Consider the following 20273-nt stretch of genomic DNA (forward strand, 5'->3'; position numbering starts at 1 on the left):
CGCGGTACCACCCGCATTGCGTTTTTCTCTCCGGTTTTCCGAGGGAAAACGCCCACTCATTTATACTTAACGCGTATCACGGATCTGCCTACTTGATTTCCTGTTCGGATCTCATGTTCAGCAGACCGGCTCCGGAATGTTCCCCATTGTATGTTTCCTCCATGCTGATGCTCTCAGTCGGTGACATCGGCTTCCTGTCAGATTCCGCATACGGAGTTTCCTTCACTGCCTTTTTCATACTGTGCATTATAGCACAGCAGTTTTGCATTTGTAAACACCTAATTTTTACGGATTTCATATAAATTCTAATGCATTTTTCATGAATTTTATCTATACAAAATTATTTTTTCGCGTGTTTATAAAATTGCGCAGAAATTCCGTTTTATTGGTATTTCGCACACAATTTACAGTTTTTTGATTCTCTCCACTGCCTCCACTGTATTCTCATACGTACCGAATGCAGTCAGACGGAAGTAGCCTTCTCCGCTCGGGCCGAAGCCTGATCCTGGTGTTCCGACTACGTTTGCGTCTGCAAGCAGGTGATCAAAGAACTCCCAGGAAGTCATATTTCCCGGTGTTTTCAGCCAGATATACGGAGCGTTGACGCCGCCGGATACGGTGTAGCCTGCGCCTTTTAATCCGTCGTAGATGACTTTTGCGTTCTTCATGTAGTAAGCAACCTGCTCTTTTAACTGTGCTTTTCCTTCCGGAGAGTAAACAGCCTCGCCGGCTCTCTGGATGATGTACGGAGCTCCGTTGTATTTCGTTCCGTGACGGCGTGCCCACAGGCTGTGCAGAGTCACATCGCCGGATTTGATGTCTTTCGGGATAACGGTGAATCCAAGACGCATACCGGTAAAGCCTGCGTTCTTGGAGAAGCTGCGCATTTCGATGGCACATGTTCTTGCACCCTCGCACTCATAGATGGAATGCGGAATGTCTTTTTCTGAGATATATGCCTCGTATGCAGCATCATACAGGATGATGGCTCCTACTTTATTTGCATAATCAACCCATTTCTGCAGCTCGGCTTTGGAAACCATAGCGCCGGTCGGGTTGTTCGGGAAGCACAGATAAATCAGATCCGGGGTTTCTTTCGGGAGCTCCGGGGTGAAGTTGTTTTCTGCGGTACACGGCATGTAAATCACATTCGTGAAACGCTCGGTTGCTGCGTCGTAGTCACCGGCACGGCCTGCCATTACGTTGGAGTCTACATAAACCGGATAAACCGGGTCGCATACAGCGATCTTGTTGTCCAGGCTGAAGATCTCCTGAATGTTGCTACAGTCGCATTTTGCGCCGTCCGATACAAAAATTTCATCAGATGAGATATCGCATCCTCTGTCCTGATAATCATTTTTTGCGATGGTATCGCGAAGGAAAGCATATCCAAGATCTGGTGCATATCCGTGGAAGGTCTCTGCGTGTCCCATCTCATCCACTGCTCCGTGCAGCTTTTCAATGATCGCCGGTGCGATCGGCTGGGTTACGTCGCCGATTCCAAGACGGATGATTTTCGCGTCCGGATTTGCCTCGGTGTAAGCTGCAACTTTTTTTGCAATGGTGGAAAACAGATAGCTTCCCGGCAATTTCAGATAATTGTCATTGATTTTGAACATTATTATGTCGCTCCTTTTCACTTTTTCTTACTCTGTCAAAAGCGTCAGCACCATCTGTGCCGTTTCAACCAGATTGGTGCCGCTGTCCATGCTGCATTTCTGCATGTAGCGATGGGCCTCCGACTCGGTCATGTGATTTCGTTCGATCAGAAGGCTTTTTGCACGATCGATGATGTGCTGTTCCTCGGCGCTGCGCACCTTGGGCTTTGCCCGCTCTTTCTTTCTGCGCCGTGCCGCACTCTGCAGCATCATCTCCAGTGTATTAACCAGCTCGTACACGGAAAGCGGCATCGTAACCGCCATGATTCCGGTTCCCTCCACCGCACTTAATGCGCGGCTCGATGCAATCAGAAGCATCTGGAAGCCGGACGGCATACACTCATTCAGATCCGTAAAAAACATATCCGGGAGCTTGTAGCCGCAGATGACGATACCGCCGTTTAAGTTGTTCATCTCTCCGAGCGCCGCTGCCGCTGTCGAACAGACAGCATCGATTTCATATCCTCTTTTTGCCAGAATATCCCGGATGCGCTTTCCATCTTCTATTTTGGGAAGTACTATCACTATGCTGCTCATGCATTTTCAGGCCCCTTCGTCGTCTAAATACGGTACAGATATTTCTCGGTCTCCCAGTCGGATACCTGACGGAGATACTCATGCCACTCTTCTTCTTTGGCATTGATATATCCATTCACAAATTCCTGGCCGAGTACCTGACACAGAAAATCGTCTTTCTTTAACTCTGCGACCGCTTCTCCAAGGCTTCCCGGGAGAAGGGTGATCTGCATCGCGTTTCGTTCTTCTTCTGTCAGATCGGAAATATTGCGGTCCACCGGGGACGGCGGAACGATTTTCTGTTTGATACCGTCAAGTCCTGCTGCCATGCAGACAGCAAGTGCCAGGTACGGATTGGCTGCCGAATCCGGGCATCGAAGCTCAATGGCCATGATACCGTCTCCCGTCAGCGGAATGCGGATCAGCGGGCTTCTGTTCTTTGCAGACCATGCCACGTAGATCGGTGCACCGTATCCCGGTGTCAGACGTTTGTAGGAGTTTACAAGCGGATTGGTAATCGCTGCGATTCCGCTGATGTGTTTCATCAGTCCGCCCATAAAGTAATATGCCTCTTTGCTGAGCCCGTATTCATCGGATTTGTCGGCAAACACATCTTTTCCCTCCTGAAACAGGGAGAAGGAAAGATGAAGACCCGATCCGTGAACTCCGGTTTTTGGTTTTGGCATAAAGGTTGCGTGAAGACCATGACGTTTTGCAATCGTACGGATAGCAAATTTGGCAGTCATCAGCTGATCTGCCGTCCGAAGTGCTGCAGCCGGACAGAAATCCAGTTCGTGCTGGCCTGCCGCTACCTCGTGGAAGGAAGACTCAACGTCGATTCCCATTTCTTCGAGAGTCAGCACCATATCGCGCCGCGCGTTTTCTCCCAGGTCCAGCGGTCCAAGATCCAGATAACCGCCTTTGTCGTGCGTTACACTCGTTGCTCCGCCGTCCTCATCGGTGTGGAACAGGAAAAATTCACACTCCGGTGAGATTTCAAACTCATAACCCATCGCTTTCACTTCGGAAATTACCTTCTGAAGGATGGTTCGGGAACTCTTTGCATAAAGATTCCCCTCTCTATCATACACATCACAGATCAATCTTGCAACCTTTCCTTGCTGCGGACGCCACGGAAGTATTGCAAAGGTGTCGAGATCCGGGTGCAGAAACATGTCTGCTTCCTCGATGGTGACAAATCCTTCGAACGAAGAGCCATCGAAAACGCACTGATTATTCAGGGCTTTTTCCAGCTGTCCGGCGGTGATGGCCATATTTTTCATCATTCCAAACATATCGGTAAACTGCAGGCGGATAAATTCAACATCTTCTTCCTCCGCCATCTGAAGGATCGCTTCCTTCGTATACTTTGCCATATCGATTCTCTCCTTTATCAAAGACGATTCTAAACGAAAAGGGTGTTTTCACGCGGCAGGGCAGAAAGACACCTTGCGTAAAAACACCCTTGTTTTGGGCATATTATAGCAGTTTTTCGCGTGTTTTGTCAAGAAAAACTTAGAGATTCGTGTATCCCATCAGGGATTCATCGACTGCCTTTGCTGCCTCGCGTCCCTCGCGGATCGCCCATACGACCAGGGACTGGCCGCGGTGCATATCGCCTGCGGTGAAGACATTTTCTTTTGTTGTCTGGTATTTTCCGTCATCTGTCTTCACGTTGGTGCGCTGGTTGACTTCCACTTTAAATGCATCGGTCACATATTTCTGGGATCCTAAAAAGCCTGCTGCAATAAGAACGAGATCTGCCGGGAGAATCTCTTCGGTTCCCTCAACCGGAACCATCATCATGCGGCCGGATTTCTCATCTTTTTTCGGTGTCAGTTTTACGGTCTTGATCTGGCAGACTTCACCTTTTTTGTTTTTGATAAATTCCGTTACGGTTGTCTGGTAAATCCGCGGATCATGGCCGAATACGGCGATTGCCTCTTCCTGGCCGTAATCCGTCTTGCAGATCTTCGGCCACTCCGGCCACGGATTGTTCTCGGCACGCTGATCCGGTGCTTTCGGCATCATCTCAAGCTGTGTCACAGATTTGGCACCGAGACGGATGGAAGTTCCGACACAGTCATTACCGGTGTCGCCGCCTCCGATGACAACAACGTGTTTGCCCTTGGCATCGATGTAGGCATGATCCTCAAAATTGGAATCCAGAAGACTCTTCGTTACGGAAGTCAGGAAATCGACAGCAAAGTAGATGCCCTTTGCATCTCTTCCCTCTGCCTTGATATCTCTTGGATTTGCCGCACCGCAGCAGAGCAGGACACGGTCAAATTCTTTTAAGAGTTTGTCAGCTTTTACATCTTTTCCGATATCAGCATTCGTCACAAACTCGATGCCCTCGGCCTTCATCAGATCCACACGGCGGTCGATGACGCTCTTATCGAGTTTCATGTTCGGAATACCGTAGCGTAAAAGTCCGCCCACGCGGTCGCGGCGTTCAAAGACCGTAACAGAATGGCCGCGGCGGTTGAGCTGCATCGCTGCTGCAAGGCCGGAAGGACCGCTTCCTACAACGGCAACGCGTTTTCCGGTGCGCACTTTCGGCGGCTGCGGCGTAATCAGGCCGGTTGCCCATGCGTTTTCGATGATCGCGCGTTCATTTTCCTTCGTGCAGACCGGGTCTCCGTTTACGTTGCATGTACAGGCTGCTTCGCAGAGTGCCGGGCAGACACGGGAGGTAAATTCCGGAAAACAGTTTGTCTTGGTGAGGCGGCGGTATGCCTGCTCATAGTTTCCAAGATACACAAGGTCATTCCACTCCGGAACGAGGTTCTGCAGCGGACAGCCGGAGGCCATTCCCGCAATCATGGTTCCCGCCTGGCAGAACGGTACACCGCATGCCATACAGCGGGCAGCCTGCATCTGCTGTTCCTTTTTCGGGAGCTGCAGATGAAATTCCTTAAAGTTTTTGATACGCTCAAGCGGGGCAACGGTGTTTCCCGTCTTGCGCTGATATTCCATAAATCCAGTTGGCTTACCCATAATTCTTCTTCCTCCTACTTACGCATGCTTTCGTAAAATGCTTCAATCTGTGCCTGTTCGCTGCTAAGGCCCTTGTCTTCCATCTGGGCACTCAGCATCATCATGCGCTTATAGTCATTCGGAATGATCTTCTTGAATTTCGGCAGATATTCGTCAAAGTGTGTGAGAATTTCTTTACCTTTTTCAGAGCCGGTGTGTGCGACGTGTTTTTCAATCATGTTTTTCAGCTCTGCAATATCGTATTTGCTTTCTACCAGTTCAATCGAAATCATTTCCTTGTTCAAATTGCGGTACAGGTTGCTCTTTTCATCCAGGACATAAGCGATACCGCCGCTCATGCCGGCTGCAAAGTTCTTTCCGGTTGCGCCGAGGACAACGACACGGCCGCCGGTCATATACTCGCATCCATGCTCACCGACACCCTCGACAACGGCGTAAGCACCGGAGTTTCTGACACAGAAACGCTCTCCTGCGATACCGTTGATGTACGCCTCACCGCTCGTTGCGCCGTAGAGGGCAACGTTTCCGACGATGATGTTTTCTTCCGGTTTATACTTTCTTGCTTTCGGCGGGTAGACAACCAGTTTTCCGCCGGAGAGGCCTTTTCCGAAGTAATCGTTCGAATCGCCCTCAAGTTCCAGGGTCAGTCCTTTTGGAATAAATGCTCCGAAGCTCTGTCCGCCGGCACCCTTGCACTGTACGGTGTACGTATCCGGCTCCAGAGAGGTGCCGAATTTTCTGGTGATCTCGGCACCAAGAATCGTTCCCACGGTACGATCGGTGTTGGTGATCTCGACTTTGACGGTCTTCTTCTCTTTCTTATCCATTGCCGGACCGAATTTCTTTAAGAGTACCTTCTCATCCAGGGTTGCGCCAAGTTTGAAGTCGTAAACATCTTTCGGATCGAACGTTACCTTCTCGCCTGCTTTTGCAAACGGATTGTTCAGGATCTGGCTTAAGTCTACGCGGTCTGCGTGCTCGTTCGTCACTTTATCATTTCTCTTTAAGAGGTCGGAACGGCCGACCATCTCGTCAACGGTGCGGAAGCCAAGTTTTGCCATGTATTCCCGCATCTCTTCTGCGATGAAGTGCATGAAGTTGATGACGTACTCCGGTTTGCCGCGGAAACGTTTGCGCAGCTCCGGGTTCTGGGTTGCAATACCCATCGGGCAGGTATCGAGGTTGCAGACACGCATCATAACGCATCCCATCGTTACAAGCGGTGCGGTCGCAAAACCGAATTCCTCGGCGCCAAGGAGTGCTGCAATCACAACGTCACGGCCGCTCATCAGCTTACCATCAGTCTCGATCATGACACGGTTGCGGAGGCCGTTTTTGATCAGCGTCTGATGGGTCTCGGCAAGGCCTAACTCCCATGGAAGTCCTGCATTGTGGATGGAACTTCTCGGTGCTGCTCCCGTTCCTCCATCATATCCGGAAATCAGGATAACCTGTGCTCCGGCTTTTGCAACACCTGCTGCGACAGTACCAACACCTGCTTCGGATACCAGTTTAACGGAGATTCTTGCATTCACATTCGAGTTTTTCAGGTCATAAATCAGCTGTGCAAGGTCCTCGATGGAGTAGATGTCGTGGTGCGGCGGCGGGGAAATCAGGGATACACCCGGTGTGGAGTGACGTGTTTTTGCAATCCACGGGTAAACCTTTCCGGCCGGTAAGTGGCCGCCCTCGCCCGGTTTTGCACCCTGGGCCATCTTGATCTGGATCTCTTTTGCACTGACAAGGTATTTGCTGGTAACGCCGAATCTTCCCGATGCTACCTGTTTGATCGCGGAGCATCTCTCCGGGGATTCGAGACGGTCATCACTCTCACCGCCCTCACCAGTGTTGGATTTTCCATGCAGACGGTTCATGGCAATTGCCAGTGTCTCATGTGCCTCCTGGGAAATAGAACCGTAGGACATCGCACCTGTTTTGAATCGTTTTACGATAGAATCTACGCTCTCAACTTCTTCGAGCGGAACGCCCTGCTCCGGATAATCGAAGTCCATCAGGCTCCGCAGATAGCCGCTCTCCTCGCTGTCGACCATTGCTGTGTACTCTTTGAACATCTTGTAGTCGCCGCGTCTTGTGGACTCCTGCAGTGTATGAATGGTGCGCGGATTGTAGCGGTGCTCCTCGCCCTGGCTTCTCGATTTATGACGGCCGATACTGTCCAGTGTCAGATCGGTAGACAGCTCCAGCGGATCGAATGCCTGGGAATGACGCTCATCGACATCTTTTGCAATGTCTTCCAAGGTAATACCGCCGACACGGCTGACCGTACCGGTGAAGTATTTGTCGATGACATCTGCTGAGATACCGATGGCCTCGAAGATCTGGGAACCCTGATACGACTGGATCGTGGAGATACCCATCTTCGCTGCGATTTTTACGATACCAGAGATGACTGCGTGGTTGTAATCTTCAACGGCTGCGTAGTAATCTTTCTTGATCATACCCTCTTCGATCAGCTCATGGATCGTGTCGAGTGCCAGATACGGGTTGATTGCGCAGGCACCGTAGCCGAGCAGTGTTGCGAAATGGTGCACCTCGCGCGGCTCGCCGGACTCCAGAATAATCGCAAGAGAAGTTCTCTTTTTCGTTTTTACCAGATGCTGATGAACCGCAGATACAGCCAGGAGGGATGGAATCGCCACATGGTTCTCATCGACACCGCGGTCAGAGAGAATCAGGATGTTGGCTCCTGCCCGGTGTGCACGGTCAACCTCGACGAAAAGGCGGTCCATCGCACGGTCAAGCGGTGCGCTCTTGTAGTAGGTGATCGGAACGGTCACTGCCTTGAAGCCTTCGACTTTCATGTTCTTGATCTTCAGCATATCGGTATTGGTCAGGATCGGATTGTTGATCTTTAATACCTGGCAGTTCTTCGGCTCCTCCTCAAGCAGGTTTCCGTCACGTCCGACGTAAACGCTTGTGGAAGTTACGATCTCCTCACGGATGCAGTCGATCGGCGGGTTCGTTACCTGTGCGAAGAGCTGTTTGAAATAGTTGAACAGCGGCTGATGCTCATGGGAGAGAACGGCAAGCGGGGTATCGATACCCATCGAAGCGGTTGCCTCGACACCGTTTAATGCCATCTTTCCGATGGAGGAACGGTACTCCTCGTAGGTGTAGCCGAACGCTTTCTGCAGGCGCATCCGCTCTTCTTTCGTGTACTCTTCGACCGGCAGATTCGGGATTTTGATATCCTTTAACTGTACCAGATAACTGTCGAGCCATTCGCCGTACGGCTGTTTCTTTGCGTAATATTCTTTGACTTCCTCATCGTTTAAGACTTTTCCCTGTACGGTGTTGACGAGAAGCATCTTGCCCGGATGGAGACGCTCTTTTAAGACGATTTTTTCTTCCGGAACTTCCAGAACACCGACCTCAGAGGAGAGGATCAGAAATCCATCGTTAGTGATGTAGTAACGGGAAGGACGAAGACCGTTGCGGTCAAGCACTGCTCCCATCACATCTCCGTCGGAGAACAGGATCGATGCCGGTCCGTCCCACGGCTCCATCATCGTTGCATAATACTGATAGAAATCACGTTTCTCCTGGGAAATCGTATCGTTGTTTGCCCATGGCTCCGGGATCGTGATCATGACAGCCAGCGGAAGATCCATACCGCTCATGGTCAGGAACTCGAGTGTATTGTCGAGCATCGCGGAGTCAGAACCCTGTGTGTTGACAACCGGCAGCACTTTATGAAGTTCATCCTGCAGCATCGGGGAAGACATCGTCTCCTCACGGGCCAGCATCTTGTCAGCATTTCCGCGGATGGTGTTGATCTCACCGTTGTGTACGATGAAACGGTTCGGATGTGCTCTTTCCCAGCTCGGGTTGGTGTTTGTACTGAACCGTGAATGCACCATGGCGATGGCAGATTCATAATCTGTATCCTGCAGATCACGGAAGAAAGTGCGGAGCTGTCCTACGAGGAACATACCTTTGTATACGATGGTACGGCTGGAAAGGGATGGCACATAGGTGTTGTCGTTGCTCTGTTCGAAAACACGGCGTACGACGTACAGACGACGGTCGAAAGCGATTCCCTTTTCCACATCCTCCGGTTTTTTGATGAATGCCTGCATGATGTAAGGCATACACTCTCTTGCCTTATGGCCGAGAACTTCCGGAACGGTCGGCACGGTTCTCCATCCAAGGAGTTCCAGTCCCTCTTTTTCCACGATGATCTCAAACATCTTTTTTGCCTGGTTCCGTTTCAGCTCATTTTGTGGGAAGAAGAATACGCCGACGCCGTATTCCCGTTCTCCGCCTAATGAAAAACCGAGGGTCAAACAGGCTTTGGAAAAGAATTTGTGCGATATCTGCAACAAGATTCCTACTCCGTCTCCTGTTTTACCCTCGGCGTCTTTGCCGGCTCTATGTTCAAGATTTTCTACGATTTTTAATGCGTTTTCTACGGTCGCATGGGATTTTTCACCTTTGATGTTCACGACTGCTCCGATACCGCAGTTGTCGTGTTCAAAGGAAGAACGGTACAGCCCTTCTTCTCCCATGACACGCTCTTTACTCTGTGTCATACGGCTTCCCTTCCTTTACCTTTTCTTATTTTCGGTTCTCTTTTGTTTTCCAGAAAAGAATGGAGGGGAACATTTCATTCCCCGCCGTTCTTTTTGGATTGCCCTTACTATACTCTATTTTTTTCATCCTGTAAAGAGCAAATTTAATTTTTATATAATTTTTTACAATTTTTCTTTACTTTCTTAGGTTATTGCTGCATTTTACATAATTTTCTACACTTTCGATCCATTATTTCGCTGCATGGTACTCGGCTGCTGCTGCAATCAGGCCGCGGAACAGCGGATGCGGACGGTTCGGACGGGATTTGAACTCCGGATGTGCCTGCGTTGCGATGTAGAACGGATGATCTGAAAGTTCTACCATCTCAACGATTCTTCCGTCCGGAGAAACACCGGAGAGAACCATGCCGTTTTCGGTCAGTGCTTTCCGGAAATCGTTGTTTACTTCATAGCGGTGGCGGTGACGCTCGGAAATCTCTTTCTCACCGTACAGCTCCTGTGCCTTCGATCCGTCTGCCAGGACGCATGGATATGCGCCGAGACGTAACGTACCGCCGATATCCTCGATTCCATCCTGATCCGGCATCAGTGCGATCACCGGGTGCATGGTGTTCGGGTTCATCTCGATGCTGTGTGCGTCGTGGTAACCGAGAACGTTTCTTGCATATTCAACAATCGTCAGCTGCATGCCGAGGCAGAGGCCGAGGAACGGAATCTTGTTCTCTCTTGCATATCGAATCGCTGTGATCATGCCTTCGATACCGCGGTTTCCGAATCCGCCCGGTACCAGAACACCGTCCACATCGCTCAGATACTCTGCCACGTTCTCCTCGGTTACCAGCTCGGAATCCACCCATTTCAGGTGTACGTTTGCATGGCTTGCAATTCCGCCGTGTTTTAATGCCTCAACAACGCTCAGGTATGCATCATGCAGCTGGATATACTTTCCGACGAGCGCAATCGTCACCTCTTTGTTCGGATGGCGGAGTGCTTCTACCATATGGGTCCAGTCGGACAGATCCGGTTCCGGGCATGGAAGGTGAAGGCTCTCGCAGACAACCTGCGCCAGGTTCTCTTTCTCCATGGCAAGCGGAGCTTCATACAGATACTCCACGTCCAGGTTCTGCAGAACATGGCTTGACGGAACGTTGCAGAACAGAGCAATTTTATCTTTGATCTCAGTGGTCAGCGGATGCTCGGACCGACATACGATGACATCCGGCTGAATACCGATTCCCTGCAGCTCTTTTACGCTCGCCTGCGTCGGTTTTGTTTTCATTTCACCGGAAGCTTTCAGATATGGAATCAGGGTAACGTGGATCAGAATGGCGTTCTCGTGTCCGACGTCATGCTGGAACTGGCGGATTGCCTCCAAAAACGGCTGGCTCTCGATATCGCCGACGGTTCCGCCGACCTCAATGATGGCAATACGCTCCTCGTCTACTTCTTTTCCGCGGTAGAAACGGCTCTTGATTTCGTTTGTAATGTGCGGAATGACCTGTACGGTGCCTCCGCCGAAATCACCGTGGCGTTCTTTCTGCAGAACAGACCAGTATACTTTTCCGGTCGTCACGTTGGAATTTTTATCCAGGCTCTCGTCGATGAAACGCTCGTAGTGGCCGAGATCGAGGTCTGTCTCTGTGCCGTCATCGGTAACGAAAACCTCGCCGTGCTGAATCGGGTTCATCGTACCCGGGTCAACGTTGATGTACGGGTCAAATTTCTGCATCGTCACTTTGTATCCTCGGGCTTTTAAAAGCCGTCCAAGGGACGCCGCCGTGATTCCCTTTCCAAGGCCAGAGACTACTCCGCCTGTCACAAAGACATATTTTACTGCCATATTGATTTCCTCCTGCTTTTCTCTTCTGATATTTTCTTTTCCGTCACAAGTTTCTCTAAAAGGAAATGTCGCCTGCCGGCGACATCTCTATGATGAAAGCCAGTTACTCCGCGCCTGCGTCGCTCCCGTAACTGCTGACAACATTCGTAATCCGGGCTATCGCCCTACTTACTCATGTCGTCTTGCCCGGCCAATATCTATGAATTCGCTCATGCAAGCATGGCTCATCCATAGCTGCTGTCCGGGGCTTTCATTCAAAATCAAAAACGATTATAACACATCTCGAATTTCCTGCAACTTTTTTTTACTATTTTTTATTGATTTGATAGACGCAAAACCTTTTATAAGTCCTCGCAAATGTTTATAAAACCTTGCGAAAATGGCTTAAAATCAAGGTTTTCCGCATATCGTCATTTATCTTGCCGTATCTCCACATAATCTCGTTTTGTAAGCGCGGGCGGCAAAAAAGCGTCAAGCGCAGCACCGAAAATGAAGGAGGACGACATGAAAAACGTACTTTTAGACAAGGGTATTATACTCCCGTCCGGCGAAATCAACAAGGATAAAATCAACCTTGTAGCCGGAGCAATCACGCAGCCGTTCGCGGAAATGGTATGGGTAACGACAGGCGGCGACATGGAAACCATTAACCGCTTGACGGACGTATTTGTAACCATGAACACCCCCGCAGACAGGGAAAAACTTTTTAAGGTTGTCAAGCTGCTGTACGGGCTTATGGGCTTGCCCTTTTCTGAGGAAGCCGAGCCTATGGGCGCAGACCCCGACGTATTGGAATACTTCCTGTTTTCCCTTACGGCTGACTTTGGCGAAGTCATGCAGGACATAATCGCCGACGACAATTAAATACAGACCCGCACAGGCGGCGTTTCTTACTCCCACACCGGGAGAACAGGAACGCCGCTATTTTTATGCCCTCATGTTACGCAGTAGGAGCAGAAAAAGCCTTGATTTATGCGGTTTTGCGGGCGCGTTTTTCGTGCGGTAAGGGATTTATACCTTTTCCCTCAAAATCGCCGTTCTACTGCGTAACAAATCCACAGCAAAGGAGTGATGAAGCTATGGCAGTTTTCCGCGTGGAAAGGACAACGGGCTACACCGTAATGAGCAACCACCACTTACGCAACAAGGAGCTTACCCTAAAGGCAAAGGGGCTGCTTTCTCAAATGCTGTCACTTCCCGAAAATTGGGACTATACCCTTGCGGGGCTGTCCTACATCAACCGGGAAAGTATCGACGCTATCCGTACCGCCATTTGGGAGCTTGAAAAAGCCGGATATATCACAAGGCGGCAGGGGCGCGACGAGAAAGGAAAAATGACCGCTATCGAGTACACCATTTACGAGCAGCCGCAGCCGCCGGGATTGGATTATCCGATATTGGAAAATCCAACAGCGGCTAACCCGATATTGGAAAATCCGACAACGGATAATCCGACGTCGGAAAATCCAACGCAAATAAATAAAGATATATCAAGAACTAACTTACCAAAAAAAGAAAAATCAAATACGGATTTATCAATTACCCATTCCATTCCTATCCATTCCGGGCGTTTGGAACAAACGCCTATCCCTCTGCCTTATGGCGAGGACGAAACGGCACAGCCGCAGGAAAGGAAAAGAACGGAAAGGAACGACGCTTATAGAGTGTATGAGGAAATCATCAAGGACAATATCGAGTATGACATTCTCTTGCAGGATATGAAGTTTGACCATGACCGTCTGAATGAGATTGTTGACATTATCCTTGAAACACTCTGTACGTCAAGAAAGAAAATCCGTATTGCCGGGGACGATTACCCCGCCGAACTTGTGAAGTCAAAGTTTATGAAGCTGAACAGCGAACATATCCGCTTTGTGCTTGACTGTATGCAGGAGAACACCACCAAAATCCGCAACATCAAGCAGTACCTAAAGGCGGTGCTTTTCAATGCCCCGTCTACCATTGACAGCTACTATACTTCCCTTGTCGCTCACGATATGGCAAGCGGCGCACTTGCACCGAGAAAGCCGAAGTACGGCGACCCGGACTATTACACCTACAATGAGGGCGAAAGCCTGTAAACGAAAAAAGGAGGATTTACCACATGACACAGAAAACAGGAGCTTTGATTTTTGATGAAACCGCTGACCGCTACGACATTCGCTTTGATATTGCCGACTATTACGGCGGCTTGCATTGCGGCGAGTGCATGGACGTATTCACAGGCGGCAAATGGAAGCCTACCCGCATTGAGTACGGGGACAACTGGTATCTTGTAGGTATCCGCGCCGAGGATTTGAACGGGCTGCGGGTACGGATTTAACAGGGCGGCGTGAAGAACGGACGCCCTTTTTTCACGCCCAAAAGAACACTATCACTATCGGGAAAGGAGGAACGGTAAACATTGCAAGATGAAATCAACGAAAAAGTGGTTGCGCTCTCTGTCAAGGGAGCAAAGCTGACCGCTGAAATGCTGCAAAAGGCAATCAAAGCCATGCTTGCACAGGCAAAAAAGCAGCAGGAAAAACAGCCCCACGGGAAGCAGACCCTAAAGCAGCTTGCGAAGCAGAACGCGGGGCTTTCCAACATTGAGATAACCGAGGGCAATATCAAAGCCTTTGAGCAGACGGCAAAAAAATACGGTATCGACTTTGCCCTAAAGAAAGACAGCACCGAAACGCCGCCCCGTTATCTTGTATTTTTCAAGGGGCGGGACGCGGACGCTCTGACCGCAGCCTTTAAGGAGTTTTCCGCAAAGAAGCTGACACAGGAGCAAAAGCCCTCTATCCGAAAGGCACTTGCCACATTCCGGGACGCAGCAAAGCAGCTTAATGCGAACCGTCAAAAGACAAAACACAAGGACAGGGAGGTATCGCTATGAAGCCGAATATCAAGAAGCTGCTTATCCTAAACGCCCCCTATCTGCTCTTTGTGTATCTCTTTGATAAAGTCGGACAGGCGGTGCGGCTCTCTCCGGGGGCTGACCTCTCCGGCAAGCTGCTTTCCATTGGCAGCGGCTTTTCTGCCGCCTTTTCAAATGCCCTGCCGAGTTTCGCCCCTATGGACTTGCTTATCGGCATTGTCGGGGCTGTCGTTATCCGGCTTGCGGTCTATGTGAAAGGCAAGAACGCAAAGAAATACCGTAAGGGCATGGAGTACGGCTCTGCACGTTGGGGCAATGCCGAGGATATAAAGCCGTATATCGACCCCATTTTTGAAAATAACGTGCTGCTGACGCAGACCGAACGGCTGATGATGTCAAGCCGCCCGAAGCACCCGAAATATGCACGAAACAAAAATGTACTTGTCATCGGCGGCTCCGGCAGCGGCAAAACGAGGTTTTTTGTAAAGCCCAACTTAATGCAAATGCACAGCAGCTATGTAGTCACTGACCCGAAAGGAACGGTTTTAATCGAGTGCGGGAAGCTCTTGCAGCGGGGCGGGTACAAAATCAAAGTGCTAAACACCATCAATTTCAAGAAATCCATGCGGTACAATCCCTTCGCCTATCTGCGCAGCGAAAAGGATATTTTGAAACTGGTAAATACCATTATCGCCAACACCAAAGGCGACGGGGAAAAATCCGGCGAGGATTTTTGGGTGAAATCGGAACGGCTTTTTTACTGCGCCCTTATCGGCTACATCTGGTACGAAGCCCCGGAGAATGAGAAAAACTTTACGACGCTGCTTGAAATGATAAATGCGTCGGAAGCCCGCGAGGACGACCCGGAATTTCAATCCCCCGTTGACCTCATGTTTGAACGCTTGGAGGAAAAAGACCCGGAACATTTTGCGGTGCGCCAGTACAAGAAGTTTTTGCTGTCTGCCGGAAAAACAAGAAGCTCTATCCTCATTTCCTGCGGTGCGCGTCTTGCCCCCTTTGACATTCGGGAACTGCGCGAGCTGATGGAAACCGACGAAATGGAGCTTGACACCTTAGGCGACCGAAAGACCGCGCTTTTTGTTATTATCTCCGACACCGACGACACCTTTAACTTTGTTGTATCAATCCTTTACACACAGCTTTTCAATCTGCTTTGTGACAAGGCAGATGATGTGTACGGCGGGCGGCTACCTGTTCATGTGCGCTGTCTGCTTGACGAGTTTGCAAATATCGGGCAGATACCGAAGTTTGAAAAACTCATTGCCACGATAAGGAGCCGCGAAATCTCCGCGTCCATCATCTTGCAGAGCCAGTCGCAGCTAAAGGCTATCTACAAGGACAACGCCGATACCATTGTCGGCAACTGCGATACGACCCTGTTCTTGGGCGGCAAGGAGAAAACGACCCTTAAAGAAATGTCGGAAATCTTGGGGAAAGAAACCATTGACAGCTTCAACACTTCCGAAACAAGAGGACGGGAGCTTTCCCACGGGCTGAACTATCAGAAGTTAGGCAAGCAGCTTATGAGCGAAGATGAAATTGCGGTCATGGACGGCGGGAAATGTATCTTGCAACTACGCGGGGTGCGTCCGTTCTTCTCCGAAAAATACGATATTACCAAACACCCGAAGTACAAGTACCTTTCCGACTTTGACAAGAAAAATGCCTTTGACATGGAAAAGCACTTGCGCCGCCGTCCTGCAATCGTAAAGCCGGACGAGGTATTTGACTATTACGAAGTTGACGAAGCAGATTTGCAGGAGGACACAGAAAATGAATAAGCGTATCAGAAAGAAAAAGGCAAAACAGCAGCTAATCCGGGCTATCAGCGGGCTTGTGGAAGCTGCCGAGGAAATGCAGCGGGAACAGGAACGCAGGACAAGACAGGCAGGTATTTCCTATATCAAGTATATCGAAGCTGTCCGGGAACGGCAGTACGGCATTATGCCTGTCTACACACCACTTTTTGAAAAGGAGGGAGCTTAAAGTAAAAATAATAAACACGGGCTACATGGTACGCGCCCCTACTCCTTGCGCGTATCGCGGCAGGAAGCCGCACCCTTACAACTGAATACCGCCGCGCCGCAGCAACAAACGCAGCGCGGGGACTTATGACCGCGGCAGTTATCGAAAACTGACCGCCGTTTTTTATGCCCTTTTTCGGGCAGCCGCACAGCGGCAGAAAGGAGTTATATTATGGCATTTTTTGAACAGGCAATCACCGTTCTTCAGACCCTCGTTATCGCGCTCGGTGCCGGTCTCGGTATCTGGGGCGTTATCAACCTGCTGGAAGGTTACGGCAACGACAACCCCGGCGCCAATGCTCATGTACGGTAAAGAAGCAAGCAACCGAAAACAAGAGATAGACCGCCAGCACCACACTATTCCGAACAAAAGAACCAAAGACAAGCATTATGGAAATGTGCATAACAGGCTATGGAATCATGGATAACTCTATTCACAGGACATGGAAAGCTAAGGTGCAGCTTTCCCACGTTCTGTAAGAAGAATTTACTGGGCTTGTATTCCTGTCTGCTGAAGATATGGGATAATGGGAAAGGCTACTGACCTTTTTACTATTGCATATACAATATTTTTGTATTCTCTCTCCCACCATAATAGTATCATACAAATTTCATGATTACAAGACTGTTTATATAGGCAAACGTGTGCTAAACTAGCCTAGCAATGTATCAGTGAGAATTTTTCTGTTGTTTTTTATCAAGGAGGGTATTTTTTATGGGAAATAATCAATCAGAAAGAGAGTACGAAGAAATAAGATTAAAGCAAACTATATCTTTAGCCGAGGAACAATTAAAACAAGCAAAAGAAGCAGCAGAAAAAAAGAAATCACAAATTATCGAAGCCAAAAAAGAAGTTCGTGAAAACGCAACACATAGTGTTACAAATCTATACACTTCTGACGGATTTGAGGCACTTGTTGAGTTAAGTCAATATATGAACCCTGTTACAGATAAAATTGTAGATTATGAAGAAGAAGAACACAGAATACTTTTACTGGAAAACATGATAAAATCACCATATTTTGCCCGTATTGATTTTAAATTTGATGATGAGGAAGAATGTGAAAAAATATATATCGGACGTTCCTCTCTACGGAAAAACAGTTATCAGGAGATGTATGTTTATGATTGGCGATCACCGATTGCAAGTATTTTTTACCGCTTTATGAAAGGAGAAGCATTTTATGACGCTCCATGCGGGCGGGTAACAGGTGAACTCAAATTAAAACGTCAGTATGAAATAAAGAATGGAGTGTTAAAGTATTTTTTTGATACAGATGTGCAGATTGTTGATGAATTTTTAAGACAACTATTATCACAGAATACCACCGCCAAAATGAAAGCGATAGTTGAAACAATACAACAAGAACAGGACGCTGTTATCAGAGATATGGAAAACGACCTGTTAATGGTGCAGGGCGTGGCAGGAAGCGGTAAAACTTCCATTGCCCTTCATCGGGCAGCTTATCTTATGTATCAAGGATTACAGACAAAGTTGTCCGCAAATAATATTATGATTATTTCCCCTAATACTATATTTGAGCAATATATTTCTAATGTGTTGCCCGAATTGGGAGAAGATAATGTTATCTCCGTTGTATTTGAGGATATTCTAAAAATGCTGTTAAAAGGCAGGAAAATTCAGTCCAAGAACGATTTTTTAGAAAAAATAATTGCTCCCTCACAATACAAAAAAATTTATAAAGACAGTATCGAGTTTAAAGCGTCAAAACTTTTTGGGGAAATATTAGACAAATTTATTTATGATATTCCATGCCAATGGATAGAATTTGATGATGTTTATTATGAAGGAACATGTGTTGTAAACAGGCAGACTCTACAAGATAAGATACTGGGAAGAACAGAAACTCCATTAGGCATAAAGTTAGAGCAATTAGAAGATTATATTTTAGAACTAATATTTGGAACAGGAAAGGGACGGGGACATAAAGCAGAAAAAAATTTAGTAAAGCAGGAAATACAAAAATTTATAAAAATTGATATATTTGAGTTGTATAAAACATTATTTAGCAATGAATCCTATTTTTTCAGTTTATTGCAAAATAATAATTCCTCAGAGAGCATAAAGGAAATCCGGGAATATACGAAAGAAAATCTGGAAGCAGGCTGTATATACTATGATGACGCAATAGCAATGCTTTATTTATATTTAAAAATATACGGAACGAATGAATATAAAAATATCAAGCAGGTTGTCATTGATGAAGCTCAAGACTATTACCCGCTTCAATATGAAATATTCGGCTTATTATTTCCAAATGCTAAATTTACAATCTTAGGGGATATGAAACAAACCCTTGCCAAAAAAGAGGATATATCTTTCTATGAAGAAATTCATAAAATACTGAATAAGAAAAAATCTTCTCTTATCGTGTTGAACAAAAGTTTCCGTTGTACGAATGAGATATTAAATTTTAGCTTAAAATTCATAGAACAAAGTCCACAGATAAAAAGTTTTAATCGGAAAGGGGATAGCCCGGAAGTATTTATTGCGGATAATTCCGAAGTCTTTATTGACAAGATTGTTGAAGAGGTAAAATCATGCCAAGAAAAAGGATTACAGTCAATAGGATTAATTTGTAAAACTGAAAATAATTCCATCTGCTTGTATAACAAAATAAAGCACAAACTAGATATACAAATAATCAGAAATGGAAGTGCAGCAGAGTTACAAGGTGTATTCATTATACCAGTATATATGTCAAAGGGGTTGGAATTTGATGCCGTCTTAATTTGTGATGCAGACAATCAAAACTACTATGATGAAGATGATAAAAATCTCTTATACGTTGCCTGTACCAGAGCACTCCATAGACTTAGCTTATTTTGTGAAAAAGAAGTTAGCCCATTGATATATGCAACTTCTAAACATACAAAACTAGCGCAGACAGAATAGGTCATGAAAACACATGGATAAGTTAATAATAATTCGGACAGATAATCAGAACAACTTATATGAACAAATTATATCGTTAATAACTGCCAATCAAGCTAAAATGGAAACCATGTCTTTTGGTGTTTTTCCTACACTCTTTTTTCCGGGACTGGAAATAAGGCAGCACCAACGCCGGGTATTTAGGGACGGGGAGGAAATAAACCTTACCCGCCTTGAATACAGTACCCTTGTATTCCTTGCTTCCAATCCCGGCAATGTCCTCACACAAGAACAGATTTTTGAAGCCGTTTGGAACATGGATAGCGATAGCTGCCATTCAAGTGTTGTCAACGTGATTTACAACCTACGGAAAAAGATAGAGCCGGACAGCAAAAACCCCACCTACATAAAGACCGTTTTAGGCATAGGCTACAAGTTTGCTTCCGGGGAATGACAACCGAATAACCGCCGCCCTTTTTGGCAGTCAGTAAACAGGAAATCAGAAAAAGGTTTCCTGTTTTTTTGCGCCCGTTTTTGTCAAATACTGTTACGAAAACACGAAAAGATTTTCCGGGGGACTTTGCCATATTTTTCTTCCAGTGCGTAGTAATAATGACGGGAAAAATATTGCCGCAAAGTTGGCAGAAGCCCCGCCCTCTCCGTCGAGGGTATCAGCAGAAGCCTACACAGCGGAATCCGTCACTTTCTTAGAGCAAGATTCTACCACAGTACCAAATTTCGCCTACCGGCTTATTTTGTCCTGCGGGAATCTTGTTGGGGTTGCCACCCCAAGCCCGCCTTTTTGCGGCTTGCGCCGCTTGAAAAATCTACCGAAAAAATTTTTTCGGATTTTTCAAAAAACACTTCCGCTTTTGCCCCTGTTTTTCTCCTATTAGTGAAAT

16 protein-coding genes are annotated in these 20273 nt (G+C 47.6%); 9 read left to right on the top strand and 7 right to left on the bottom strand.

What is annotated here, in order from left to right; translation table 11 throughout:
- Positions 1-88 precede the first annotated feature (88 nt).
- The 7 genes from DWX32_RS19515 to DWX32_RS04990 all read right to left on the bottom strand — a co-directional run bounded on the left by DWX32_RS19515 (position 89) and on the right by DWX32_RS04990 (position 11567).
- Positions 89-238, bottom strand: a complete 150-nt coding sequence (locus tag DWX32_RS19515; RefSeq protein WP_158555021.1) for a hypothetical protein — start codon at positions 236-238, stop codon at positions 89-91.
- A 166-nt stretch (positions 239-404) separates the two neighbouring features.
- Positions 405-1619 (bottom strand): LL-diaminopimelate aminotransferase, encoded by a 1215-nt coding sequence (locus DWX32_RS04965; protein WP_022462353.1) that lies wholly within the window; start codon positions 1617-1619, stop codon positions 405-407.
- Between the two features lie 27 nt (positions 1620-1646).
- A complete protein-coding gene (locus tag DWX32_RS04970; RefSeq protein WP_022462354.1) occupies positions 1647-2195 on the bottom strand; it encodes an ANTAR domain-containing response regulator in 549 nt (182 codons plus the stop codon).
- 23 nt (positions 2196-2218) lie between these two features.
- Entirely contained in the window at positions 2219-3550 is a 1332-nt protein-coding gene (glnA, locus tag DWX32_RS04975; RefSeq protein WP_118659347.1) for a type I glutamate--ammonia ligase, read from the bottom strand.
- 139 nt (positions 3551-3689) lie between these two features.
- Positions 3690-5174 (bottom strand): glutamate synthase subunit beta, encoded by a 1485-nt coding sequence (locus DWX32_RS04980; protein ID WP_022462356.1) that lies wholly within the window; start codon positions 5172-5174, stop codon positions 3690-3692.
- 14 nt (positions 5175-5188) lie between these two features.
- A complete protein-coding gene (gene gltB / locus DWX32_RS04985) occupies positions 5189-9727 on the bottom strand; it encodes a glutamate synthase large subunit (protein ID WP_118594494.1) in 4539 nt (1512 codons plus the stop codon).
- Positions 9728-9956: 229 nt separating this feature from the next.
- Entirely contained in the window at positions 9957-11567 is a 1611-nt protein-coding gene (locus DWX32_RS04990; protein ID WP_022462358.1) for a CTP synthase, read from the bottom strand.
- 504 nt (positions 11568-12071) lie between these two features.
- Here DWX32_RS04990 and DWX32_RS04995 point away from each other — a divergent pair.
- The 9 genes from DWX32_RS04995 (at position 12072) to DWX32_RS05035 (ending at position 19825) form a co-directional block, all read left to right on the top strand.
- Positions 12072-12431 carry a hypothetical protein gene (locus DWX32_RS04995; RefSeq protein ID WP_118235262.1) on the top strand — a complete coding sequence of 120 codons (360 nt, stop codon included), beginning with the start codon at positions 12072-12074 and terminating at the stop codon, positions 12429-12431.
- A gap of 215 nt (positions 12432-12646) precedes the next feature.
- Positions 12647-13648, top strand: a complete 1002-nt coding sequence (locus DWX32_RS05000; RefSeq protein WP_118235263.1) for a DUF6017 domain-containing protein — start codon at positions 12647-12649, stop codon at positions 13646-13648.
- Between the two features lie 23 nt (positions 13649-13671).
- The gene (locus DWX32_RS05005; protein WP_118235264.1) at positions 13672-13890 is read left to right on the top strand and encodes a DUF5348 domain-containing protein; all 219 of its coding nucleotides are present in this window, start codon (positions 13672-13674) and stop codon (positions 13888-13890) included.
- A gap of 81 nt (positions 13891-13971) precedes the next feature.
- Positions 13972-14448 carry a PcfB family protein gene (locus DWX32_RS05010; RefSeq protein WP_117853068.1) on the top strand — a complete coding sequence of 159 codons (477 nt, stop codon included), beginning with the start codon at positions 13972-13974 and terminating at the stop codon, positions 14446-14448.
- Positions 14445-16232 (top strand): VirD4-like conjugal transfer protein, CD1115 family, encoded by a 1788-nt coding sequence (locus tag DWX32_RS05015; protein WP_118235265.1) that lies wholly within the window; start codon positions 14445-14447, stop codon positions 16230-16232. The genes DWX32_RS05010 and DWX32_RS05015 overlap by 4 nt, the downstream gene beginning before the upstream one ends.
- A complete protein-coding gene (locus DWX32_RS05020; RefSeq protein ID WP_005928546.1) occupies positions 16225-16437 on the top strand; it encodes a hypothetical protein in 213 nt (70 codons plus the stop codon). The genes DWX32_RS05015 and DWX32_RS05020 overlap by 8 nt, the downstream gene beginning before the upstream one ends.
- A 210-nt stretch (positions 16438-16647) precedes the next feature.
- Positions 16648-16788 carry a Maff2 family mobile element protein gene (locus tag DWX32_RS05025; RefSeq protein ID WP_007037419.1) on the top strand — a complete coding sequence of 47 codons (141 nt, stop codon included), beginning with the start codon at positions 16648-16650 and terminating at the stop codon, positions 16786-16788.
- 402 nt (positions 16789-17190) lie between these two features.
- Positions 17191-19392, top strand: coding sequence for a HelD family protein (locus DWX32_RS05030; RefSeq protein ID WP_117739290.1), 2202 nt, complete (start codon positions 17191-17193; stop codon positions 19390-19392).
- A 100-nt stretch (positions 19393-19492) separates the two neighbouring features.
- Complete coding sequence (locus DWX32_RS05035; protein ID WP_227616378.1) at positions 19493-19825, top strand: winged helix-turn-helix domain-containing protein; 333 nt, start codon at positions 19493-19495, stop codon at positions 19823-19825.
- Positions 19826-20273: the final 448 nt, after the last annotated feature.

This window comes from Blautia sp. AF19-13LB, assembly GCF_003479105.1.
GTDB lineage: Bacteria > Bacillota > Clostridia > Lachnospirales > Lachnospiraceae > Fusicatenibacter > Fusicatenibacter saccharivorans.

Coding starts and splice junctions, on each gene's coding strand:
- DWX32_RS19515 (WP_158555021.1), bottom strand. CDS start 238: ATGAAAAAGGCAGTGAAGGAAACTCCGTATGCGGAATCTGACAGGAAG.
- DWX32_RS04965 (WP_022462353.1), bottom strand. CDS start 1,619: ATGTTCAAAATCAATGACAATTATCTGAAATTGCCGGGAAGCTATCTG.
- DWX32_RS04970 (WP_022462354.1), bottom strand. CDS start 2,195: ATGAGCAGCATAGTGATAGTACTTCCCAAAATAGAAGATGGAAAGCGC.
- glnA (WP_118659347.1), bottom strand. CDS start 3,550: ATGGCAAAGTATACGAAGGAAGCGATCCTTCAGATGGCGGAGGAAGAA.
- DWX32_RS04980 (WP_022462356.1), bottom strand. CDS start 5,174: ATGGGTAAGCCAACTGGATTTATGGAATATCAGCGCAAGACGGGAAAC.
- gltB (WP_118594494.1), bottom strand. CDS start 9,727: ATGACACAGAGTAAAGAGCGTGTCATGGGAGAAGAAGGGCTGTACCGT.
- DWX32_RS04990 (WP_022462358.1), bottom strand. CDS start 11,567: ATGGCAGTAAAATATGTCTTTGTGACAGGCGGAGTAGTCTCTGGCCTT.
- DWX32_RS04995 (WP_118235262.1), top strand. CDS start 12,072: ATGAAAAACGTACTTTTAGACAAGGGTATTATACTCCCGTCCGGCGAA.
- DWX32_RS05000 (WP_118235263.1), top strand. CDS start 12,647: ATGGCAGTTTTCCGCGTGGAAAGGACAACGGGCTACACCGTAATGAGC.
- DWX32_RS05005 (WP_118235264.1), top strand. CDS start 13,672: ATGACACAGAAAACAGGAGCTTTGATTTTTGATGAAACCGCTGACCGC.
- DWX32_RS05015 (WP_118235265.1), top strand. CDS start 14,445: ATGAAGCCGAATATCAAGAAGCTGCTTATCCTAAACGCCCCCTATCTG.
- DWX32_RS05020 (WP_005928546.1), top strand. CDS start 16,225: ATGAATAAGCGTATCAGAAAGAAAAAGGCAAAACAGCAGCTAATCCGG.
- DWX32_RS05025 (WP_007037419.1), top strand. CDS start 16,648: ATGGCATTTTTTGAACAGGCAATCACCGTTCTTCAGACCCTCGTTATC.
- DWX32_RS05030 (WP_117739290.1), top strand. CDS start 17,191: ATGGGAAATAATCAATCAGAAAGAGAGTACGAAGAAATAAGATTAAAG.
- DWX32_RS05035 (WP_227616378.1), top strand. CDS start 19,493: ATGGAAACCATGTCTTTTGGTGTTTTTCCTACACTCTTTTTTCCGGGA.